Here is a 15,543-nt window from a genome sequence, read left to right on the forward strand (position 1 = left end):
CGGCGACACGGTGCCCGAAACCAGACTGCCGTCCCCGCAGGGAGGCAGGGGGGACACCATATGAGCCCAGTCGTGACCGCAGTCGCCGGAGTAGTCGTACTCCTGGTGCTGCTCGCACTCGTCGTCATCACCCGCTACAAGGTCGCCGGGCCCAGCGAGGCGTTCATCATCACCGGCCGCCGCGGCAAGAAGTCCACCGACCCGGTGACCGGCCGCACCAGCATCGACAACAGCGGCCAGAAGGTCGTGGTCGGCGGCGGCGTCTTCGTCGTCCCGTTCGTCCAGCAGAAGTTCACCCTCGACCTCTCCAGCCGGCACATCCCGATCGCGGTGCGCGGCGCCGTCACCCTGCGCGGCGTGAAGTCCAACCTGGAGGGCGTCGCGATCGTCAAGGTCGGCGGCAGCGAGGAAGCGATCCGGGCCGCGGCCCAGCGGTTCCTCCAGCAGCAGGACGGCATCGTCGGCTTCACCCAGGAAGTGCTCTCCGGCGCGCTGCGCGCCATCGTCGGCCGGATGTCGGTCGAGGACATCATCCGGGACCGGGCCGCGTTCGCCGGCCAGGTCGCGGAGGAGGCGGAGGCCAGCCTCTCCGGCCAGGGCCTGATCCTGGACGCCTTCCAGATCCAGGACATCACCACCGAGGGCTCCTACCTGGAGGACCTCGGCCGCCCGGAGGCCGCCCGCGCCAAGCAGGAGGCGGACATCGCCGAGGCGATCGCCAAGCGGGCCTCCGAGCAGGCCCGGCTGAAGGCCGCCGAGGAGATCGCCATCGCCGAGCGGACCTTCTACCTCAAGCAGGCGGAGATCAAGGCCGAGACGGAAGCCGCCGCGGCCAAGGCCAACGCGGCGGGCCCGCTCGCCGAGGCGGCCCGCCAGCAGGAAGTCCTCGCCGAGCAGGAGAAGGTCGCCCAGCGCCAGGCCGCGCTGACCGACCGAGAGCTCGACACCAAGGTCCGCAAGCCCGCCGACGCCGCCCGCTACCAGGCCGAGCAGGAGGCCGAGGCCCGCCGGATCGCCCAGGTCAAGGAGGCCGAGGCGGACGCCGAGCGCTCCCGGCTGACCGGTCAGGGCGAGAAGCTGCACCGCTCGGCGCTCGCCGACGCCGTACGCATCGAGGGCGAGGCGGAGGCCGCGGCCATCGCGGCGAAGGGTGCGGCCGAGGCCGAGGCCATGCAGAAGAAGGCGGACGCCTTCGCGCAGTACGGCGACGCGGCCGTGCTCCAGATGCTGGTCGAGGTGCTGCCGCAGGTCGTCGCCAAGGCGTCCGAGCCGCTGAGCGCCATCGACAAGATGACCGTGATCTCGACGGACGGCGCGAGCCGGCTGTCGCGTACGGTCACCGACAACGTCGCCCAGGGCATGGAACTCCTCAGCTCCACCACGGGCGTCGACCTCGCCGCCCTGCTGAAGAACCTGAAGGGCGCGGCCCCCAGGGCGGAGGTCCCGGCCCAGCCGGAACCCACCGCCGCGAACACCGTCGCGAGCAACGCCCAGAACGGCAAGATCGAGATCACCGACTGATTTGATTGACCGCCTTCACGTGCCCGGGTGGTCTGTGGCCACCCGGGCGTGTGGAGGGCTCAGCCATCGAGATCCACCCGCACCGTCAGCAGCTCCGCACCCACCGCCCGCACGACAGCACTGTTGTAACGCGGCAGCGTCCTGAGCCGGGCGCGGGCGTCGTCCTGGGGCAGCGGATGCGCGATCCCGTCGTACCAGCGCCCCGCGAGACGGACCCGGACCCGGGGGTCGGCCCGGATGTTGCGGATGTACTGCGACTTCTCGCCGAACTCCGAGACCAGCCAGAACTCCTGACCCACCCGCCGACCGCCGACCGGGGTACGGCGCGGCAGCCCGGAGGTCCGCCCCGTCGTCTCCAGCAGGATCTGCGACCTCGACCGTCTCGCGAGCGGGTTCACGACATGCCGCTGGAGCGACGTGACCGCCCGGAACTTCAGATCTTGAAAGCCCGCCACCGCGCGCCCCTTCCGCCCGTAGCCGCCGACGACGGTGCCGGCGACCCTACGAAGCTACGAAGCTACGCCCCCGCTGCCACCCCTGGCCCTCGTTCCCGCCCCTGCTCACCCCCGATGATCGCCGCGATCCGCTCCCGCCACGGCAGCGGATCGGGTTCGTTCTCCATCTCGACCCGCCGGGCGGCCCAGTAGGCCCAGCTGGCCTCACGGGCACACGGCCCGCACATGGTCTCGTCCCCGACAGGACGGAAGACGTGTTCATCGCCCTCGCCCTCGCAGACGACGAAGTCCCGCAGGGGCGGGGGCGGGGGCGCGACAGGCGGAACCGGAGCGGCGGCAACCGGCGCCGGTAGCTTCTGGACGAGCCGGTGACGCAGGAACCCGACGGCGGACCGTACGCCGTCCCTGGGCAGCTCACTGCTCAACGCCCGCCGCAGATCCGCGGCACTCACACCACGCCGGATCCACTCCCCGGCGGCCTCGGCCAGCCCCCGAGCCTCCCGAACCCCGAGGTGCAGCTGCGGATTCGCATGCCGCAACGAGAGCAACACCCGCTCCCCTTCAACGACTTCGGGCGCCTCGGAGGCTTCGATCTCTTCGGCCTCTTCGCGCCCTTCGGTCTCTTCGGAGGGTGGGTGGGAGTAGTTCTCCCCAGGTTCTTCATCTACCGGTTCATAGCCACCGACCGCCCGACCCACCGGCCGCCCGACGGCCCGATACTGCGCACTCGGACGGGAAACCGGGCCCGCAGGAGCAGACGGGGCACCACCCCCGCCGACCCTGTCGTTCCGCACCGCGTGAGCCTGTTCAGCCGTCAGCGGCACATTCGCGAAGAGCTGGTCGGTCACCCAGAATCCGCGCTCCCCCTGCCGCTTCCACTCGTGCACGAACCCGTTCTCGATCAGCTGCCCCTTGGCCTTCTGATACGCCCGCCCGGTGATCCCGAACTTCTTCGCGTGCTCACTGAGCGCCTTGTCGGCCTGATCCTCGGGAAGCCCCTGTACGTACAGGAGAAGCATCTTCGCGTCACTGTTCAGACGCGGATGGCGCACGACGTCGTGCGAGGCCTTCGTGTAGCGCCGAGAGGGCGCGATAACATGCCAAAGCATCTCGGTGGACCTTTGTCTTCCACTCGTGGTGAAGGCCCTCGGAATGGTGCTGCTAACACCGCCGGGGGCCGCTCCATGCACCCAGGGACACACGGAGCGTGATGACGCGATCACGGTACCGTATGAATTCAACCCGCCGCGCCACAACCAAGAATTCGCATAAAGGGCATCCCTCCCCCCAACTCCGGCACCTTCTCACGACCGTTGGGCCCCCTCCGTCTGTCGCCGATCTCCTGCGGATTCGTCCGCGATCGGTAACAGAGGGATCCCGTACGGGCGTTCGTATGTCTTCATGGATGCACGGCATCGGCGGAGACAGCAAAAGGGGCGGGCGGACATGGCGAAGCACAAGGGAAGGGGATGGCACAGCCGGCTTCTGGGGGCCGCGCTCGGAGTGACGGCGTTGGCCGCTGCCACCTCGGTGTGGACCGCGCAGGCCGACACCACCGCAGGGGAGCAGCCGAAAGCACCCGTCTCGGTGCCGGACGCCCGCCATCAGGGCGGGCCCGTGACCAAGGTGGCGGAGGAGATCGCACACGCCTCGGACCGCGGCGCCCGCGGCGTCAACATCACCATCGACGACGGACCGGACCCGACCTGGACTCCGCAGGTGCTGCAACTGCTGAAGGACAACGGTGTGAAGGCCACGTTCTGCATGGTGGGAACGCAGGCCCAGGCGCACCCGGACCTCGTCAAGGCGGTCGTGGCGGACGGGCACCGGCTGTGCAACCACACGGTCTCGCACGACACCGCGATGGACTCCAAGTCCGAGGCGTACCAGTCCCAGCAGATCCTGGACGCCGAGCGCATGATCACCAAGGCCTCCGGCGGCGTCCGCCCCCAGTACTACCGTGCCCCGGGCGGCGCCTTCACCCCGTACAGCCGCCACCTCGCCGCGTCCCGCGGGATGCGTCCGCTGGGCTGGAACGTCGACTCCAAGGACTTCGAGCGCCCCGGCGTGGACACCATGGTGGCCACCGTCAAGCGCGAGATCTCCAACGGCCCGACCGTCCTCTTCCACGACGCGGGCGGCGACCGCTCCCAGACCCTGGCCGCCCTGCGGGAGATCCTGCCCTGGCTGAAGCAGCAGGGATACTCCTACGGCTTCCCGGTGCGGTGAGCGCGGCGCCCCGCAAGTAGTCGACTTCTCTTCGAATGAACGGTGTGCATTGCGAAATGCGCACCGGAGCAAGGGGCATTCACGGCGTACCCCCGCAGGCCCCCGGCGGCAGTCGATTTTGCCGGCGGGGGTGTCCGCCGCCATTGGTACGCTCCGCGGATCCCACGCACCCTCACTCCTAGGAGCACTTCTGTGAGCAGGACCTCCCGCACCTTCGCCACCCTGGCGATCGCCACCCTGGCGCTCGGCGCCACCACCCTCGGCACAGCGGGCACGGCCTCCGCCGACACCAGCTATCACTGCAAGACCAGCAGCCACTCCGTCGACAATCCCACCTACGGCGGCATATACGGCGACAACTTCGACTTCGATGTCAAACTGTGCGCCAAGCGATCCGGTGGCTACATCTCGACCTACGCCTCCGTGAAGTGGGACGGACCCGCCTGGTTCGTGGACGGGCCGGAGGAGTTCGATGCCGCTCGCTTCCATCTCCAGGTGAAGAAGTCCGCAAGCGGCGCCGACCCGGTGGTGAAGTCGGCCAACTACACGGGCATCAAGAACAAGCTCGAACACGGCGACACCAACGGCAACGGCAGCTACACCACCGGAGTCCTCAAGTACAAGGCGGGCAGCGGCCGATACCTCGCAGACGGCTTCATCCAGCTGAACTGGGACGGGGACGGCAAGGGCTACCGGAACACCTACTTCTCCGCCTCCCCGACGGTCTGACCCGACCCGCCGGTCCACACGCGGCGCGGCGGCCGCATGGCCGCCCAGGCGCCCGAACCCCGGTGGCGCACGCAGCATGACCAACGACTGACGCCGGTACCCGGAGCGCTCTCGGTACCGGCGTCGGTGCGCAACGGCGGCGCCTTCCGCTCGTGATGGTCGAGGCAGGTAGGTCATGACCGGCCCGGAGTCCGCTGCGACGAAGGTCCAGTGACAGGATGACGGCTTCGACCGTCTTGAGAGGCCATTCTCGTGCCCACGCCTGCGGACCACCTCGCACTGGCACGTGCCGAGAGAGACGGCTTGGTCCTGCAGCGCCTCGCGAAATGTCCGTACCCTTTCGTCTGGCAAGCCCTGGCCACCAATCCCCACACCCCGCCCGAAGCCCTCCAGGAACTGAGCACGGCCCGCGACAGCGCATGGAATGACAACAAGCTTCTTCGCCTGCTGGCAGACCATCCCGGTGCAAACCCTGTCGTTCTTCGAGCTGTCCTCGAAGCCGTTGCAGCGAAGCTCGATGAGGGCGAGCGGCCCTACGCCGCCGTACTCGCTCTCGCCGACCGGCCGGAGCTCGAGGTGGACGAGGTAAGGAGGCTCGGAACCCTTCGCGGTGCCTCGGCTCGTCTACGCCACCTGCTTGACCTGCGGCTGAGTGTCCGCATCTGAGGCCTTCGGCCTCACCTGCGTACTCGACGGCATCCAAGGGCTCGTGGAATCCGCCGCGCGCGCATAGCGGGATCACGGCGATCCGGGCATGCCGGATGCGGGCCCGGCAGCCCGCGCGCCGGAGGCGGCGGAACCCTCCCGATAAGGTAATGCGTAGATAAAGAGATTACCAAGTGCGTCAAGAGCCGCCGCACCCTCGGGAGGAAGCCATGGGAACCCACCGCACCACGCTGCCCGGAGTCGGTGTGCAGTACGACTACACGACCGAGTCGGGCCAGCACATCTCCGTCGTCGTCCACCACGACGGGCGGCGGTTCATCGGCTTCTACGACCAGGACGACCCTGATTCGTGCCGGCTCTCGGTACCCCTGACACCGCAGGAGGCCACCGGCCTCGCCCACCTCATCGACTCGGCGCCCATCGACGCCGTACGCACCGAGGGCATCGACCTGGTCACCGAGCACATCCCGCTCGGGAGCCGCTCCCCGTACGGCGGGCGGCTGCTCGGGGACACGAAGGCGCGGACCCGGACGGGGGCCTCGATCGTGGCGGTGCTGCGGACGCACAGTGCGCATCCGTCCCCGGGGCCGGACTTCCGGCTGGCCATCGGCGACACCCTGGTCGCCGTCGGAACGCGTGAGGGTGTCGACACGCTCTCCGAGATCATCGCGGAGGGCTGACCGTGCACGACACGACCGCACTGCTGGTGGAGCTCGGCTCCGTCATTTTGGGACTGGGCATCATCGGCCGCTTCGCCGGGCGGATCGGGCTCTCGCCGATCCCGCTGTATCTGCTGGCCGGGCTCGCGTTCGGCGAGGGCGGGCTGCTGCCGCTCGGGGCCAGTGAGGAATTCACCGCCGTCGGCGCCGAGATCGGCGTCATCCTGCTGCTGCTCCTGCTCGGCCTGGAGTACAGCGCCTCGGAACTGGTGACCAGTCTCAAGACCCAATACCCGTCCGGGGCCGTGGACTTCGTACTCAACGCGACCCCGGGAGCCGTCGCCGCGCTGCTGCTCGGCTGGGGGCCCGTGGGGGCGGTCGCGCTGGCCGGGGTCACCTGGATCTCCTCGTCCGGGGTCATCGCGAAGGTGCTCACCGACCTCGGACGGCTGGGCAACCGGGAGACACCCGTCATCCTCGGCGTGCTCGTCATCGAGGACCTGTCGATGGCCGTCTACCTGCCGCTGCTCACCGCGATGCTCGCGGGAGTCGGCCTCGCCGGGGGCAGCATGGCCCTGCTCATCGCGCTCGGCACCGTCGGGTTCGTCCTCTATCTGGCGCTGCGGCACGGCCGGCTGATCAGCCGGGCCGTGTCCTCGGACAACCCGGAGATGCTGCTCCTGGTCGTCCTCGGGCTGACCGTCCTGGTGGCGGGCGTTGCCCAGCAGTTGCAGGTCTCCGCCGCCGTCGGCGCGTTCCTGGTCGGGATCGCGCTCTCGGGCGAGGTCGCCGAGGGTGCGCGCAAGCTGCTGACGCCGCTGCGGGACCTGTTCGCCGCCGTCTTCTTCGTGTTCTTCGGGCTCTCCACCAACCCGGCCGAGATCCCGCCGGTGCTGCTCCCCGCGGCGCTGCTGGCGATCGTCACCGTCTTCACCAAGATCGCCACCGGCTGGTACGCGGCCCGGCGCGCCGGAATCGGTTCGCGCGGGCGGTGGCGGGCCGGTGGAACGCTCGTCGCACGCGGCGAGTTCTCCATCGTCATCGCCGGACTGGCCGTGGCGACCGAGCCCCGGATCGGGCCGATCGCCACCGCGTACGTCCTCATCCTCGTCATCGTCGGACCGCTCACCGCCCGCTGGACCGAGCCCGTCGTCGCCAAGATCCAGGCGTGGCGCGGCCGGGACGGCAGTGGTGGAAAGGGAAGCGGTGAGGTTCCTGCGGCGCGTACGGCGTCCGCCGAGCCCGCCGCGCCCGCCGTTCAGGAGGAGTTCGTCCCCTCCGCCGACTGAGGCGAAATCAGGGGACGTCCGGCTTCCAGCCCAGCGGGTACGCGTCCGTGCCGTCCTCCGGCACGGACGGCTCGCCGCCCGCCGCGGTGAACGCGGTCAGCGCGTCGACCAGGGCGGCGCGCTGCTCCGGGGCGAGGCGTTCGACGATGCCCGCGATCTCCCGGCGACGGCCCGCCGTGACGTCCTCGACCAGCCGGCGGCCCCCGGGGGTGACCCGCAGCACCGTCTCACGGCGGTTGGCCGGGTTCACCCGCCGCTCGGCCAGGCCCGCGGCGATCAGCCGGTCCAGCATGCGCATCGCGGTCGACGGGTTCACCCCGAGCCTTTCGGCGAGCGTCACGAGTTTGGCCTCGTCGTGCGTGGACAGCACTACCAGGAGCCGGAACTGGGGCAGTGTCACCCGGTCCTCCACCGCGGCCAGCGAGCGGGCGGAGACGGCGACAAGCAGCCTGGAGGCCGTCAGCACGGCACGGGTCACCTCGTCGACATCGTCCCTGCCCCGGTCCGGGGATCGGTCCCCGGGTGCCTGTTCGCTCACGGCCATGCCCCTTTGTACCGTGCCGGCCCGCCGTACTCGAATCGGTACCGGAACCCGGGCACCCGGTGCGGAACAGGGGTGCCGGACGGTGGCACAAACGTTTGGACTATGCAACTTTTGCATAGTGACACCTCAGCTCCCCGACCCTGCCGAACCGCACCGCCCACCCCTGCCGACCGGCTGGCGGCGCACGGCCGCACGGCTTCCGTCGCATCTCTTCCGGGTGGGGCTCGGACCGCTGTTCCGGGGGCGGCTGCTGCTGCTCGTCCACACCGGCCGGGTCTCCGGGCTCGCCCGGCGCACCACGATCGAGGTCGTCGAGTCGACGGTGACGGACGGGCGGCGCTGCTGGACCGTCGCGTCCGGGTTCGGGCCCGGGGCCGACTGGTACCGGAACCTGGTCCGTACCCCGCAGGCCACCGTGCAGGCGGGCCGCCGGTTCCACGTGGTGACCGCGCAGTTCGTGGCGGCCGAGGAGGGCGGCGAGCTGATGGCGCGGTACGCGGCACGGCACCCCGCTCTCGCGCACCGGCTCTGCGCCTACCTGGGGCACGAGCCCGACGGGAGCGCGGACGGCTACCGGCGGGCCGGCGAGTCCATCCCCTTCGTACGGCTCATAGCGGGGTCGTCGCGCGCAGGATCCCCACCAGCGTCACGGCCGCGTTGAGCGACGACAGCGCCGAGGCCGCCGTGCCCACCGTCGCGACCAGCGCCGCGAAGGCGACGTGCGCCGACGACGGCGGCCACAGCCGGACCGTGGGCACCGGGGCGAGCAGCGCCGCGACCCTGCGCGGCACGGGGCCCGCCGGGGCCGCGAAGGCCGCGAGACCGGCCGAGACGTCCGGCGCCCGGTGCGAGTACAGCGCCGCCTTGCCCACCGCGACCGCCACCACCCTCCGGTCGCCGACCGCGCACGCGGCTTCCTCGTCCGCCCACCGCTCGGTGCTGAACGACACCGCGGTACGCAGCGGCAGCAGGAACGGGTTGGCGCGCGCCGCGAGTTGGGCGGCCAGCAGGTAGCGGTGGTGCCGGCCGGCCAGATGGGCCCGCTCATGGGCGATCAGGGCCCGCCGCTCACCGCCGTCCAGGCACTCGGTCATCGCGGTCGAGACGACGACCCGGCCCGGACTTCCGGGCAGCGCGTAGGCGTACGGCTCCGGGTCCGGGAGCAACGCGACGTCGCCGGAGACGACGGAGGGCGCGGCGGCCAGCGCACGGCCCGCACGGACACGCAGCCGGACATGGCGGAACACCGTCCACCCGCACGCCCCGAGCACCGCCGCCAGCGCCCCGATCGCGACGATCCCCGCCTTCACCTCGTACGGCACCGCGTCCCGCACCTCCGGGTCCGACCAGCTGTCCGGCAGCGGGTTGCCCGGGAGCTGCGCGGTGCCCACCACCATCAGCAGGCCCAGGCAGAGCGTGCTGCACAGGGCGAGCAGCGCGCCGACGACGGCGAGCAGCCGGGTCGCGCTGCGGGGGTGCAGATGCTGTTCGGCCAGGCGCGCGATCGGCAGCGCGGTCAGCGGCAGCACGAGCGGCAGACAGACGAAGACACCCATCGGTGGGCTACAGCCCTTCCGTGTCACGGGGGTTGACCGGATCATCCGGGTCGCCCTGGTGATTCGGGGCGTCCGCCCTCGCCAGCAGGGCGCGCAGGCGTTCCTCGTCACCGGGGGAGAGGGCCGAGATGAAGCGGGCGAGCACGGCGTCCCGGTCGCGTTCGCCGTCCAGCACCCGGCGCATCCGCAGGGCGGCGAGACCGGCCTCGTCGGAGGCCGAGGTCCAGGTGTAGGAGCGGCCTTCGCGGGAGCGGGTCACGGCCTTCTTCGCGTAGAGGCGGGAAAGGATCGTGATGACGGTGGTGTACGCGAGGTCGCCTTCGAGGTGCTCCTGGACCCAGCCGGCGGTCGCGGGACCGTTCGCCGAGTGCAGTACGGCGAGGACCTGGGCCTCCAGTTCGCCCTGCCCGCGCCTGCGCAGCCGCGGGCTTTCCGCAGGGGCGGGCACTCCGTCGCACGGTGGTTCGTTGTCCGGGCGGTGGCCGGGCCTGGCCGAGTCCATCGGGGGTCCGCCCTTCTGCGAAGCCGCGTCGGCTGCGGCGTCGCAGCATCCTACTTACCGCCGTTTCCGGAACACAGCGGGCGCCCCTGCTGCTAACTTCTACACGTCTGTAGAGTTGGACTTCATCCGGCAACGCAACGCAAGCAACGTATGGAGACGTCATGGCACTGTGGGATCGGATCAAGGAATCCGCCTCGTCGATGCAGTCGCAGCTGGAAGCCAAGAAGAACGACCTGAAGAGCGGGGCGTTCCGCGACGCGAGCATGGCGATGTGTGCCCTCGTCGCCGCTGCCGACGGTTCCATCGACCCGTCCGAGCGCCAGCGCGTCGCCTCGCTGATCGCCTCCAACCAGGTCCTGCAGAACTTCCCGGCGGACGACCTCCAGCGCCGCTTCAACGACTACGTGAACAAGCTCACCGCCGACTTCGCGTTCGGCAAGGTCAGCGTGCTCCAGGAGATCGGCAAGGCGAAGAAGAAGCCCGCCGAGGCTCGTGCCGTCATCCAGATCGGCATCGTCATCGGCGGCGCCGACGGCGACTTCGACAAGTCGGAGCAGGCCGTCGTGCGCGAGGCGTGCTTCGCGCTCGACCTCCCGCCGCACGAGTTCGACCTGTAGGACCGCCCGACACGTAGGGCCGTGCGGCACGTAGGGCCGTGCGGCGCGTAGGGCCGTGCGGCGCGTAGGGCCGTGCGGCGCGTAGGGCCGTAGAACACGTAGAACCGTTCGAGCTGTGAAACCGTTCGAGCGTCCGCCGCACCGGTTGCCCGGTACGGCGCCCCGAACCGCCGGAACAAGCGCTGCCGACTGACCACCGGCCGGCGCCCGGCAGGCCGGGGGTGCGCGACTCCCCCTTGCGCACCCCCGGCCACCCTTTTTCTCCGGACCCCGCAGCTTTCTCCGGACCCCGCAGCCGGGTCAGATCTCCTTGGCAGGCCAGTCCAGCAGCTGTGCGCCTATGACCGCCGTCTGCAGGGTGTAGCGGTGCATCGGGTCGGACGGATCGGAACCGGTCAGCTGATGGATCCGCTCCAGCCGGTAGGTCAGCGCCCGCACGCTCAGCGACAGCCGGCGGGCCGTCTCCGCGGCCACACAGCCCGCGTCGAAGTAGGCGGCGAGCGTCTTCAGCAGGGGTTCGGCGCCACCGCGGGCCTGCTGGAGCGGGCCCAGCTGACTGCGGACCAGATCGGCCATCGCCTGCCGGTCACGGGTCAGTACCGGATAGACCAGCAGATCGGCCGCGTACAGCACCGGATCGTCCAGATCCATCCGCTCCGCCAGGTCCAGCGCGTCCAGCGCCTCGTCGTAGGAGTGGACCACGCCGCCGGGCCCGTGGTGCGGGCGGCCCACCGCGACCCGGCCGCCGTCCGTCGCCGCGTGCGACTGCTTGGCGAAGTACCGCAGGACGTCGGGCTGACTGCCGGGGGCGATACAGACCAGCCGCCCGTCCTTCGTCGTGAGCAGGATCTTCCGGCCGCCGAACCGGGCGAGCAGCGCCGCCTCGACCGTGCGCGGCACGGAGTCGGTCTCCGTGTACGCCTCCGGGCCCGTCGCCACCGCGACCGCGTGCGCGCGGGAGAGTCGCAGCCCGAACCGGGTCGCCCGCTCGGCGAGCCGGCCCAGATCGCTGCGCCCGTACAGCAGGTCGTCGATGAACTCGCGGCGCGCCGCCTCCTCGCGCCGCACGGTCATCCGCTGGGCCCGTTCGAAACCGTCCGCGAAGGCATCCACCAACTGCTCGACCGCGGCCAGCACCGAATCCGTGGCCGCGCGGTCGGCCGCGGGGCCGAGCGGCCAGGCCGTACGGGTCTCCGCGATGTGGCGGACGACCATGGCGCGCAGCTGGAACCCGGACTCGGCGGCCTCCCGGCCCAGGAGGCGGCGGTCGTCCAGCTCGTCACGGGTGAGCCGGCGGCCGGTGGTGGCCACATCGGTCAGGATGCGGTCATATCCCGCCAGAAGCTCATCGGGGATCTCCGGCTCCGGCACGCGTTCTCCTCACAGTCCTGACGCAACGTTGACACTCACCCAACGCATACCGGCCGATGCCGGTGCCCGGCATCAAGGACGGGCAAAGATTGCCGGATTCCGGCAGTGCGGCGTCATGCCCCTTAATGACACGATCCGGGCAGCACCAACCGGGGGAAACACGGGGGGACACGGGGGAACGACCCGGCTGCTGCGGCACCGCGCCACGCGGTGCCGCAGCAGCGGAGTCACCACCGGCCGCCCAGCAGGAGAAGGGCTGGACGGATGCAGGAGTTCCTGAGCGCAGCGACCGCCTTTCCCGCCGTTCTCTTCGGCGCGGCGCTGGCCGTCGTCGTCCTCTTCTGGCTCCTGGTGCTGGTCGGTGCGGCCGACCACCACTCCTTCGACGGCGACCTCGACACCGACCTGGCCGGGATCGGCGGGGTGCCGGTCACCGTCTCGGTGTCCGTGATGGTCGTCGTCGGCTGGTTCACCAGCCTCACCGGTACGGTCCTGGTGCACCGAGGCGGTACCACCGGCCTGACCCGGGCCGCGTTGGCCTGCGGCGTGTTCGCCGGGGCGCTGCTGCTCGGCTGGGCCGTGCTGCGGGTCCTGGTGCGCTGTTTCCGCCGGCGCTTCCCGGACGAGCCGCCGCCGTCGCGGCAGGACTTCCTGGGCCGGGTCTGCACGGTCCGTACCGGTTCCGTCAGCTCCGACTTCGGCCAGGCCGAGGTCACCGCGGACGACGGTTCCACCGCGATCGTCCAGGTCAGGCTGCTCGCTCCGGCGGACGGCCCGGTCCTCACCGCGGGCAGTGCGGGGCTCCTGTACGCGTACGACGACGAGGGCGAGTTCTTCTGGGTCTCGCCCTACGACAAGGCGCTGGACCCGGGCCCGCCGACGTCACGACCACGCACGGGTGCGCGCCGCACCCCACGCCGCACCGGCTGACCGCCCGGACCACCCGGACAGCGCGGACAGCGCGGACAGCGCGGACAGCGCGGACAGCGCGGACAGCGCGGACAGCGCGGACAGCGCGGCCCACTCGAATCGCCCGGTCCGCGTGGGCCGGACCGACCGCCGCGTCGTCGCCGCCGTGTGATCGGTCGCCCGCCGTCCGGCCGCCCGCCGCCGGGGCCGCTGCCGCACCCTCCTCTTCCTTCACCATCTTCCTCACCAGCCGCAAGGACTGTCATGGATGCCATCACCCTGGGCTTCGGTGTGCTCGTAGCCGTTGTTCTGCTCATCGCCGTCGCCCTGCTCCTCGTCATCAGCCGGCTCTTCCGCAAGGTCGAGCAGGGCAAGGCGCTGATCATCTCCAAGACCAAAAAGGTCGACGTCACCTTCACCGGGGCCGTCGTCCTGCCGGTCCTTCACAAGGCCGAGACCATGGACATCTCGGTGAAGACCATCGAGATCCGCCGTACCGGGCGCGAGGGCCTGATCTGCCAGGACAACATCCGCGCCGACATCCACATCAACTTCTTCGTGCGGGTCAACAAGACCGTCGAGGACGTCATCAAGGTCGCCCAGTCCATCGGGACCGAGCGGGCCAGCGACAAGGTGGCGATCCAGGAGTTCTTCGGCGCGAAGTTCGCCGAGGCGCTCAAGACCGTCGGCAAGCAGCTGGACTTCGTCGACCTGTACACCAAGCGCGAGGAGTTCCGGGACCGGATCATCCGGGTCATCGGCACCGACCTGAACGGCTACCACCTCGACGACGCCGCGATCGACTTCCTTGAGCAGACGCCGATGACGCAGCTCGACGGCGCCAACATCCTGGACGCGCAGGGCATCCGCAAGATCACCGAGCTGACGGCGATCGAGCACGTACGCACCAACGAGTTCCAGCGCACCGAGCAGAAGGAGATCACCCGGCAGGACGTCGACGCCCGGGAGACCATCCTGGAGCTGGAGCGCCGGCAGGCCGAGGCCGAGATCAAGCAGCGCCGCGAGGTCGAGACGCTGCGGGCCCGCGAGGAGGCCGCCACCGCCAAGGTCCAGGAGGAGGAACGGCTCGGCGCCCAGGCCGCGTTCATCCGTACCGAGGAGCAGCTCGGCATCCAGCGCGAGAACCAGGCCCGGGAGATCGCCGTCGCGCAGAAGAACCGTGAGCGGGTCATCGCGGTGGAGAACGAGCGCATCGAGAAGGACCGGCTGATCGAGGTCATCGGGCGCGAGCGGCAGACCGAGCTGAACCGGATCGCCGCGACGAAGGAGGTCGAGGCCGAGCGCCGCGAGGTCGCCGATGTGATCCGGGAGCGGATCGCGGTGGACCGTACGGTCGCCGAGCAGGAGGAGTCGATCAAGACGCTGCGGGCCGTCGAGGAGTCGGAGCGCACCCGCAGGTCGGTCATCATCGCCGCCGAGGCGGAGGCCCAGGAGAAGCTGGTCAAGGACATCAAGGCCGCCGAGGCGGCGGAGGCCGCGGCCACCCACCTGGCCGCGGAGCAGCTGACGCTCGCCGAGGCCCGGCTGAAGACCGCGGACCTGGACGCCCAGGCGAAGCTGCGGCTGGCCGAGGGCATCCAGGCGGAGTCCGCGGCGCCCGGCCTCGCCGAGATCCAGGTCCGTGAGGCGGAGGCGGATGTCATCGAGAAGGCCGGTCTCGCCGAGGCCGAGGCCACGTCCGCCCGGCTCAGGGCCGAGGCGGAGGGGGCCAGGCTCAAGGCACTCGCGGCAGCCGAGGGAACCCAGGCCCAGGCGACGGCCGACGCGGCGATGATCGGCGAGAAGCTGAAGGCCGAAGCGGCGGGCCTCCTCGAGAAGGCGGCCGCGATGGCGGCGCTGGACGACGCCTCGCGCGGACACGAGGAGTACCGGCTGCGGCTCGCCGCGGAGAAGGAGATCCGGCTGGCCGGCCTCGACGTGCAGCGGCAGGTCGCCGAGGCGCAGGCCACGGTGCTGGCCACCGGCCTGGAGAACGCCGACATCGACATCGTCGGCGGGGAGTCGGTCTTCTTCGACCGGCTGGTCTCGGCCGTCTCGATGGGCAAGAGCTTCGACGGGTTCGTGAAGAACTCGGACACCGCGCAGGCCCTCGCGGGTCCGTGGCTGAACGGCACCTCGTCGTTCACGGAGGACCTGACCCGGGTGCTCGGGTCGGTGTCCACGGGCGATGTGCAGAACCTGACGGTGTCCGCGCTGCTGATGCGGATGATGAAGGCGCCGGGAACCGGGGTCTCCTCGGGGCAGGTCCAGCAGCTGCTGGCCGCCGCGAAGGAACTGGGCCTCGCCGACCAGCCGGTCTCGGTGCTGACCGGGCCGGATGTCTCCGCGGCGACGGGGGCGGCGGACGCCACCGCCGTACCCGTCTCGCGGAACGGGTCCGCGCCGGTCGCGTAGGACGGAACCGGACCGTCCGGCGAGCGACCCGACCGCCGGACGGTCCGCACCCCCGCACCACCCGCCCCGCACCACCACGCA

Annotated in this window: 17 protein-coding genes; 11 read left to right on the forward strand and 6 right to left on the reverse strand. The window is 70.8% G+C overall.

The window, feature by feature from the left end:
• The first annotated feature begins 60 nt into the window (after positions 1-60).
• Positions 61-1,521 carry a flotillin family protein gene (locus tag ACFYY7_RS16735; RefSeq protein WP_388662166.1) on the forward strand — a complete coding sequence of 487 codons (1,461 nt, stop codon included), beginning with the start codon at positions 61-63 and terminating at the stop codon, positions 1,519-1,521.
• 59 nt (positions 1,522-1,580) lie between these two features.
• On the opposite strand, the gene ACFYY7_RS16740 is transcribed toward ACFYY7_RS16735, so the two are convergent.
• Complete coding sequence (locus tag ACFYY7_RS16740) at positions 1,581-1,976, reverse strand: nitroreductase/quinone reductase family protein (protein WP_358942156.1); 396 nt, start codon at positions 1,974-1,976, stop codon at positions 1,581-1,583.
• A gap of 62 nt (positions 1,977-2,038) precedes the next feature.
• Positions 2,039-3,085: a hypothetical protein gene (locus ACFYY7_RS16745; RefSeq protein ID WP_388662168.1), complete on the reverse strand. Its 1,047-nt coding sequence runs from the start codon at positions 3,083-3,085 to the stop codon at positions 2,039-2,041.
• Between the two features lie 337 nt (positions 3,086-3,422).
• Here ACFYY7_RS16745 and ACFYY7_RS16750 point away from each other — a divergent pair, with 337 nt between their 5' ends.
• The 5 genes from ACFYY7_RS16750 (at position 3,423) to ACFYY7_RS16770 (ending at position 7,548) form a co-directional block, all read left to right on the forward strand.
• On the forward strand, positions 3,423-4,205 hold the full coding sequence (locus ACFYY7_RS16750; protein WP_388662170.1) for a polysaccharide deacetylase family protein: 783 nt from the start codon (positions 3,423-3,425) through the stop codon (positions 4,203-4,205).
• 192 nt (positions 4,206-4,397) lie between these two features.
• Entirely contained in the window at positions 4,398-4,934 is a 537-nt protein-coding gene (locus ACFYY7_RS16755) for a hypothetical protein (RefSeq protein ID WP_388662172.1), read from the forward strand.
• Positions 4,935-5,237: 303 nt separating this feature from the next.
• The gene (locus tag ACFYY7_RS16760; protein WP_388662174.1) at positions 5,238-5,600 is read left to right on the forward strand and encodes a hypothetical protein; all 363 of its coding nucleotides are present in this window, start codon (positions 5,238-5,240) and stop codon (positions 5,598-5,600) included.
• A gap of 209 nt (positions 5,601-5,809) precedes the next feature.
• The gene (locus ACFYY7_RS16765; protein WP_329820196.1) at positions 5,810-6,280 is read left to right on the forward strand and encodes a TrkA C-terminal domain-containing protein; all 471 of its coding nucleotides are present in this window, start codon (positions 5,810-5,812) and stop codon (positions 6,278-6,280) included.
• Positions 6,281-6,282: 2 nt separating this feature from the next.
• The gene (locus tag ACFYY7_RS16770; protein WP_388662176.1) at positions 6,283-7,548 is read left to right on the forward strand and encodes a cation:proton antiporter; all 1,266 of its coding nucleotides are present in this window, start codon (positions 6,283-6,285) and stop codon (positions 7,546-7,548) included.
• Positions 7,549-7,555: 7 nt separating this feature from the next.
• Here the strand turns inward: ACFYY7_RS16770 and ACFYY7_RS16775 are convergent, their stop codons facing one another.
• The gene (locus ACFYY7_RS16775) at positions 7,556-8,092 is read right to left on the reverse strand and encodes a MarR family winged helix-turn-helix transcriptional regulator (protein ID WP_388662178.1); all 537 of its coding nucleotides are present in this window, start codon (positions 8,090-8,092) and stop codon (positions 7,556-7,558) included.
• A 118-nt stretch (positions 8,093-8,210) separates the two neighbouring features.
• Between ACFYY7_RS16775 and ACFYY7_RS16780 the strand changes: the two genes are divergently transcribed.
• Complete coding sequence (locus tag ACFYY7_RS16780; RefSeq protein ID WP_388662180.1) at positions 8,211-8,753, forward strand: nitroreductase family deazaflavin-dependent oxidoreductase; 543 nt, start codon at positions 8,211-8,213, stop codon at positions 8,751-8,753.
• On the opposite strand, the gene ACFYY7_RS16785 is transcribed toward ACFYY7_RS16780, so the two are convergent.
• Positions 8,701-9,648 (reverse strand): M56 family metallopeptidase, encoded by a 948-nt coding sequence (locus ACFYY7_RS16785; RefSeq protein WP_388662182.1) that lies wholly within the window; start codon positions 9,646-9,648, stop codon positions 8,701-8,703. The two genes, ACFYY7_RS16780 and ACFYY7_RS16785, sit on opposite strands and share 53 nt — an antisense overlap.
• 7 nt (positions 9,649-9,655) lie before the next feature.
• Positions 9,656-10,150 (reverse strand): BlaI/MecI/CopY family transcriptional regulator, encoded by a 495-nt coding sequence (locus tag ACFYY7_RS16790; RefSeq protein WP_388662183.1) that lies wholly within the window; start codon positions 10,148-10,150, stop codon positions 9,656-9,658.
• Between the two features lie 161 nt (positions 10,151-10,311).
• Here ACFYY7_RS16790 and ACFYY7_RS16795 point away from each other — a divergent pair, with 161 nt between their 5' ends.
• Complete coding sequence (locus ACFYY7_RS16795) at positions 10,312-10,767, forward strand: tellurite resistance TerB family protein (RefSeq protein WP_388662185.1); 456 nt, start codon at positions 10,312-10,314, stop codon at positions 10,765-10,767.
• 300 nt (positions 10,768-11,067) lie between these two features.
• Here ACFYY7_RS16795 and ACFYY7_RS16800 read toward each other — a convergent pair whose 3' ends face one another.
• Positions 11,068-12,138, reverse strand: a complete 1,071-nt coding sequence (locus tag ACFYY7_RS16800; RefSeq protein WP_388662186.1) for a PucR family transcriptional regulator — start codon at positions 12,136-12,138, stop codon at positions 11,068-11,070.
• A gap of 264 nt (positions 12,139-12,402) precedes the next feature.
• Here ACFYY7_RS16800 and ACFYY7_RS16805 point away from each other — a divergent pair, with 264 nt between their 5' ends.
• The 3 genes from ACFYY7_RS16805 (at position 12,403) to ACFYY7_RS16815 (ending at position 15,462) form a co-directional block, all read left to right on the forward strand.
• The gene (locus tag ACFYY7_RS16805) at positions 12,403-13,068 is read left to right on the forward strand and encodes a hypothetical protein (RefSeq protein WP_388662187.1); all 666 of its coding nucleotides are present in this window, start codon (positions 12,403-12,405) and stop codon (positions 13,066-13,068) included.
• On the forward strand, positions 13,037-13,219 hold the full coding sequence (locus ACFYY7_RS16810) for a hypothetical protein (protein ID WP_388662189.1): 183 nt from the start codon (positions 13,037-13,039) through the stop codon (positions 13,217-13,219). Before ACFYY7_RS16805 ends, ACFYY7_RS16810 begins: the two co-directional genes overlap by 32 nt.
• Before the next feature lie 92 nt (positions 13,220-13,311).
• Complete coding sequence (locus ACFYY7_RS16815) at positions 13,312-15,462, forward strand: flotillin family protein (protein ID WP_388662191.1); 2,151 nt, start codon at positions 13,312-13,314, stop codon at positions 15,460-15,462.
• The last annotated feature ends 81 nt before the right edge of the window (positions 15,463-15,543 follow it).

The sequence above is a fragment of the Streptomyces sp. NPDC001933 genome, assembly GCF_042890955.1.
Taxonomy (GTDB): domain Bacteria; phylum Actinomycetota; class Actinomycetes; order Streptomycetales; family Streptomycetaceae; genus Streptomyces.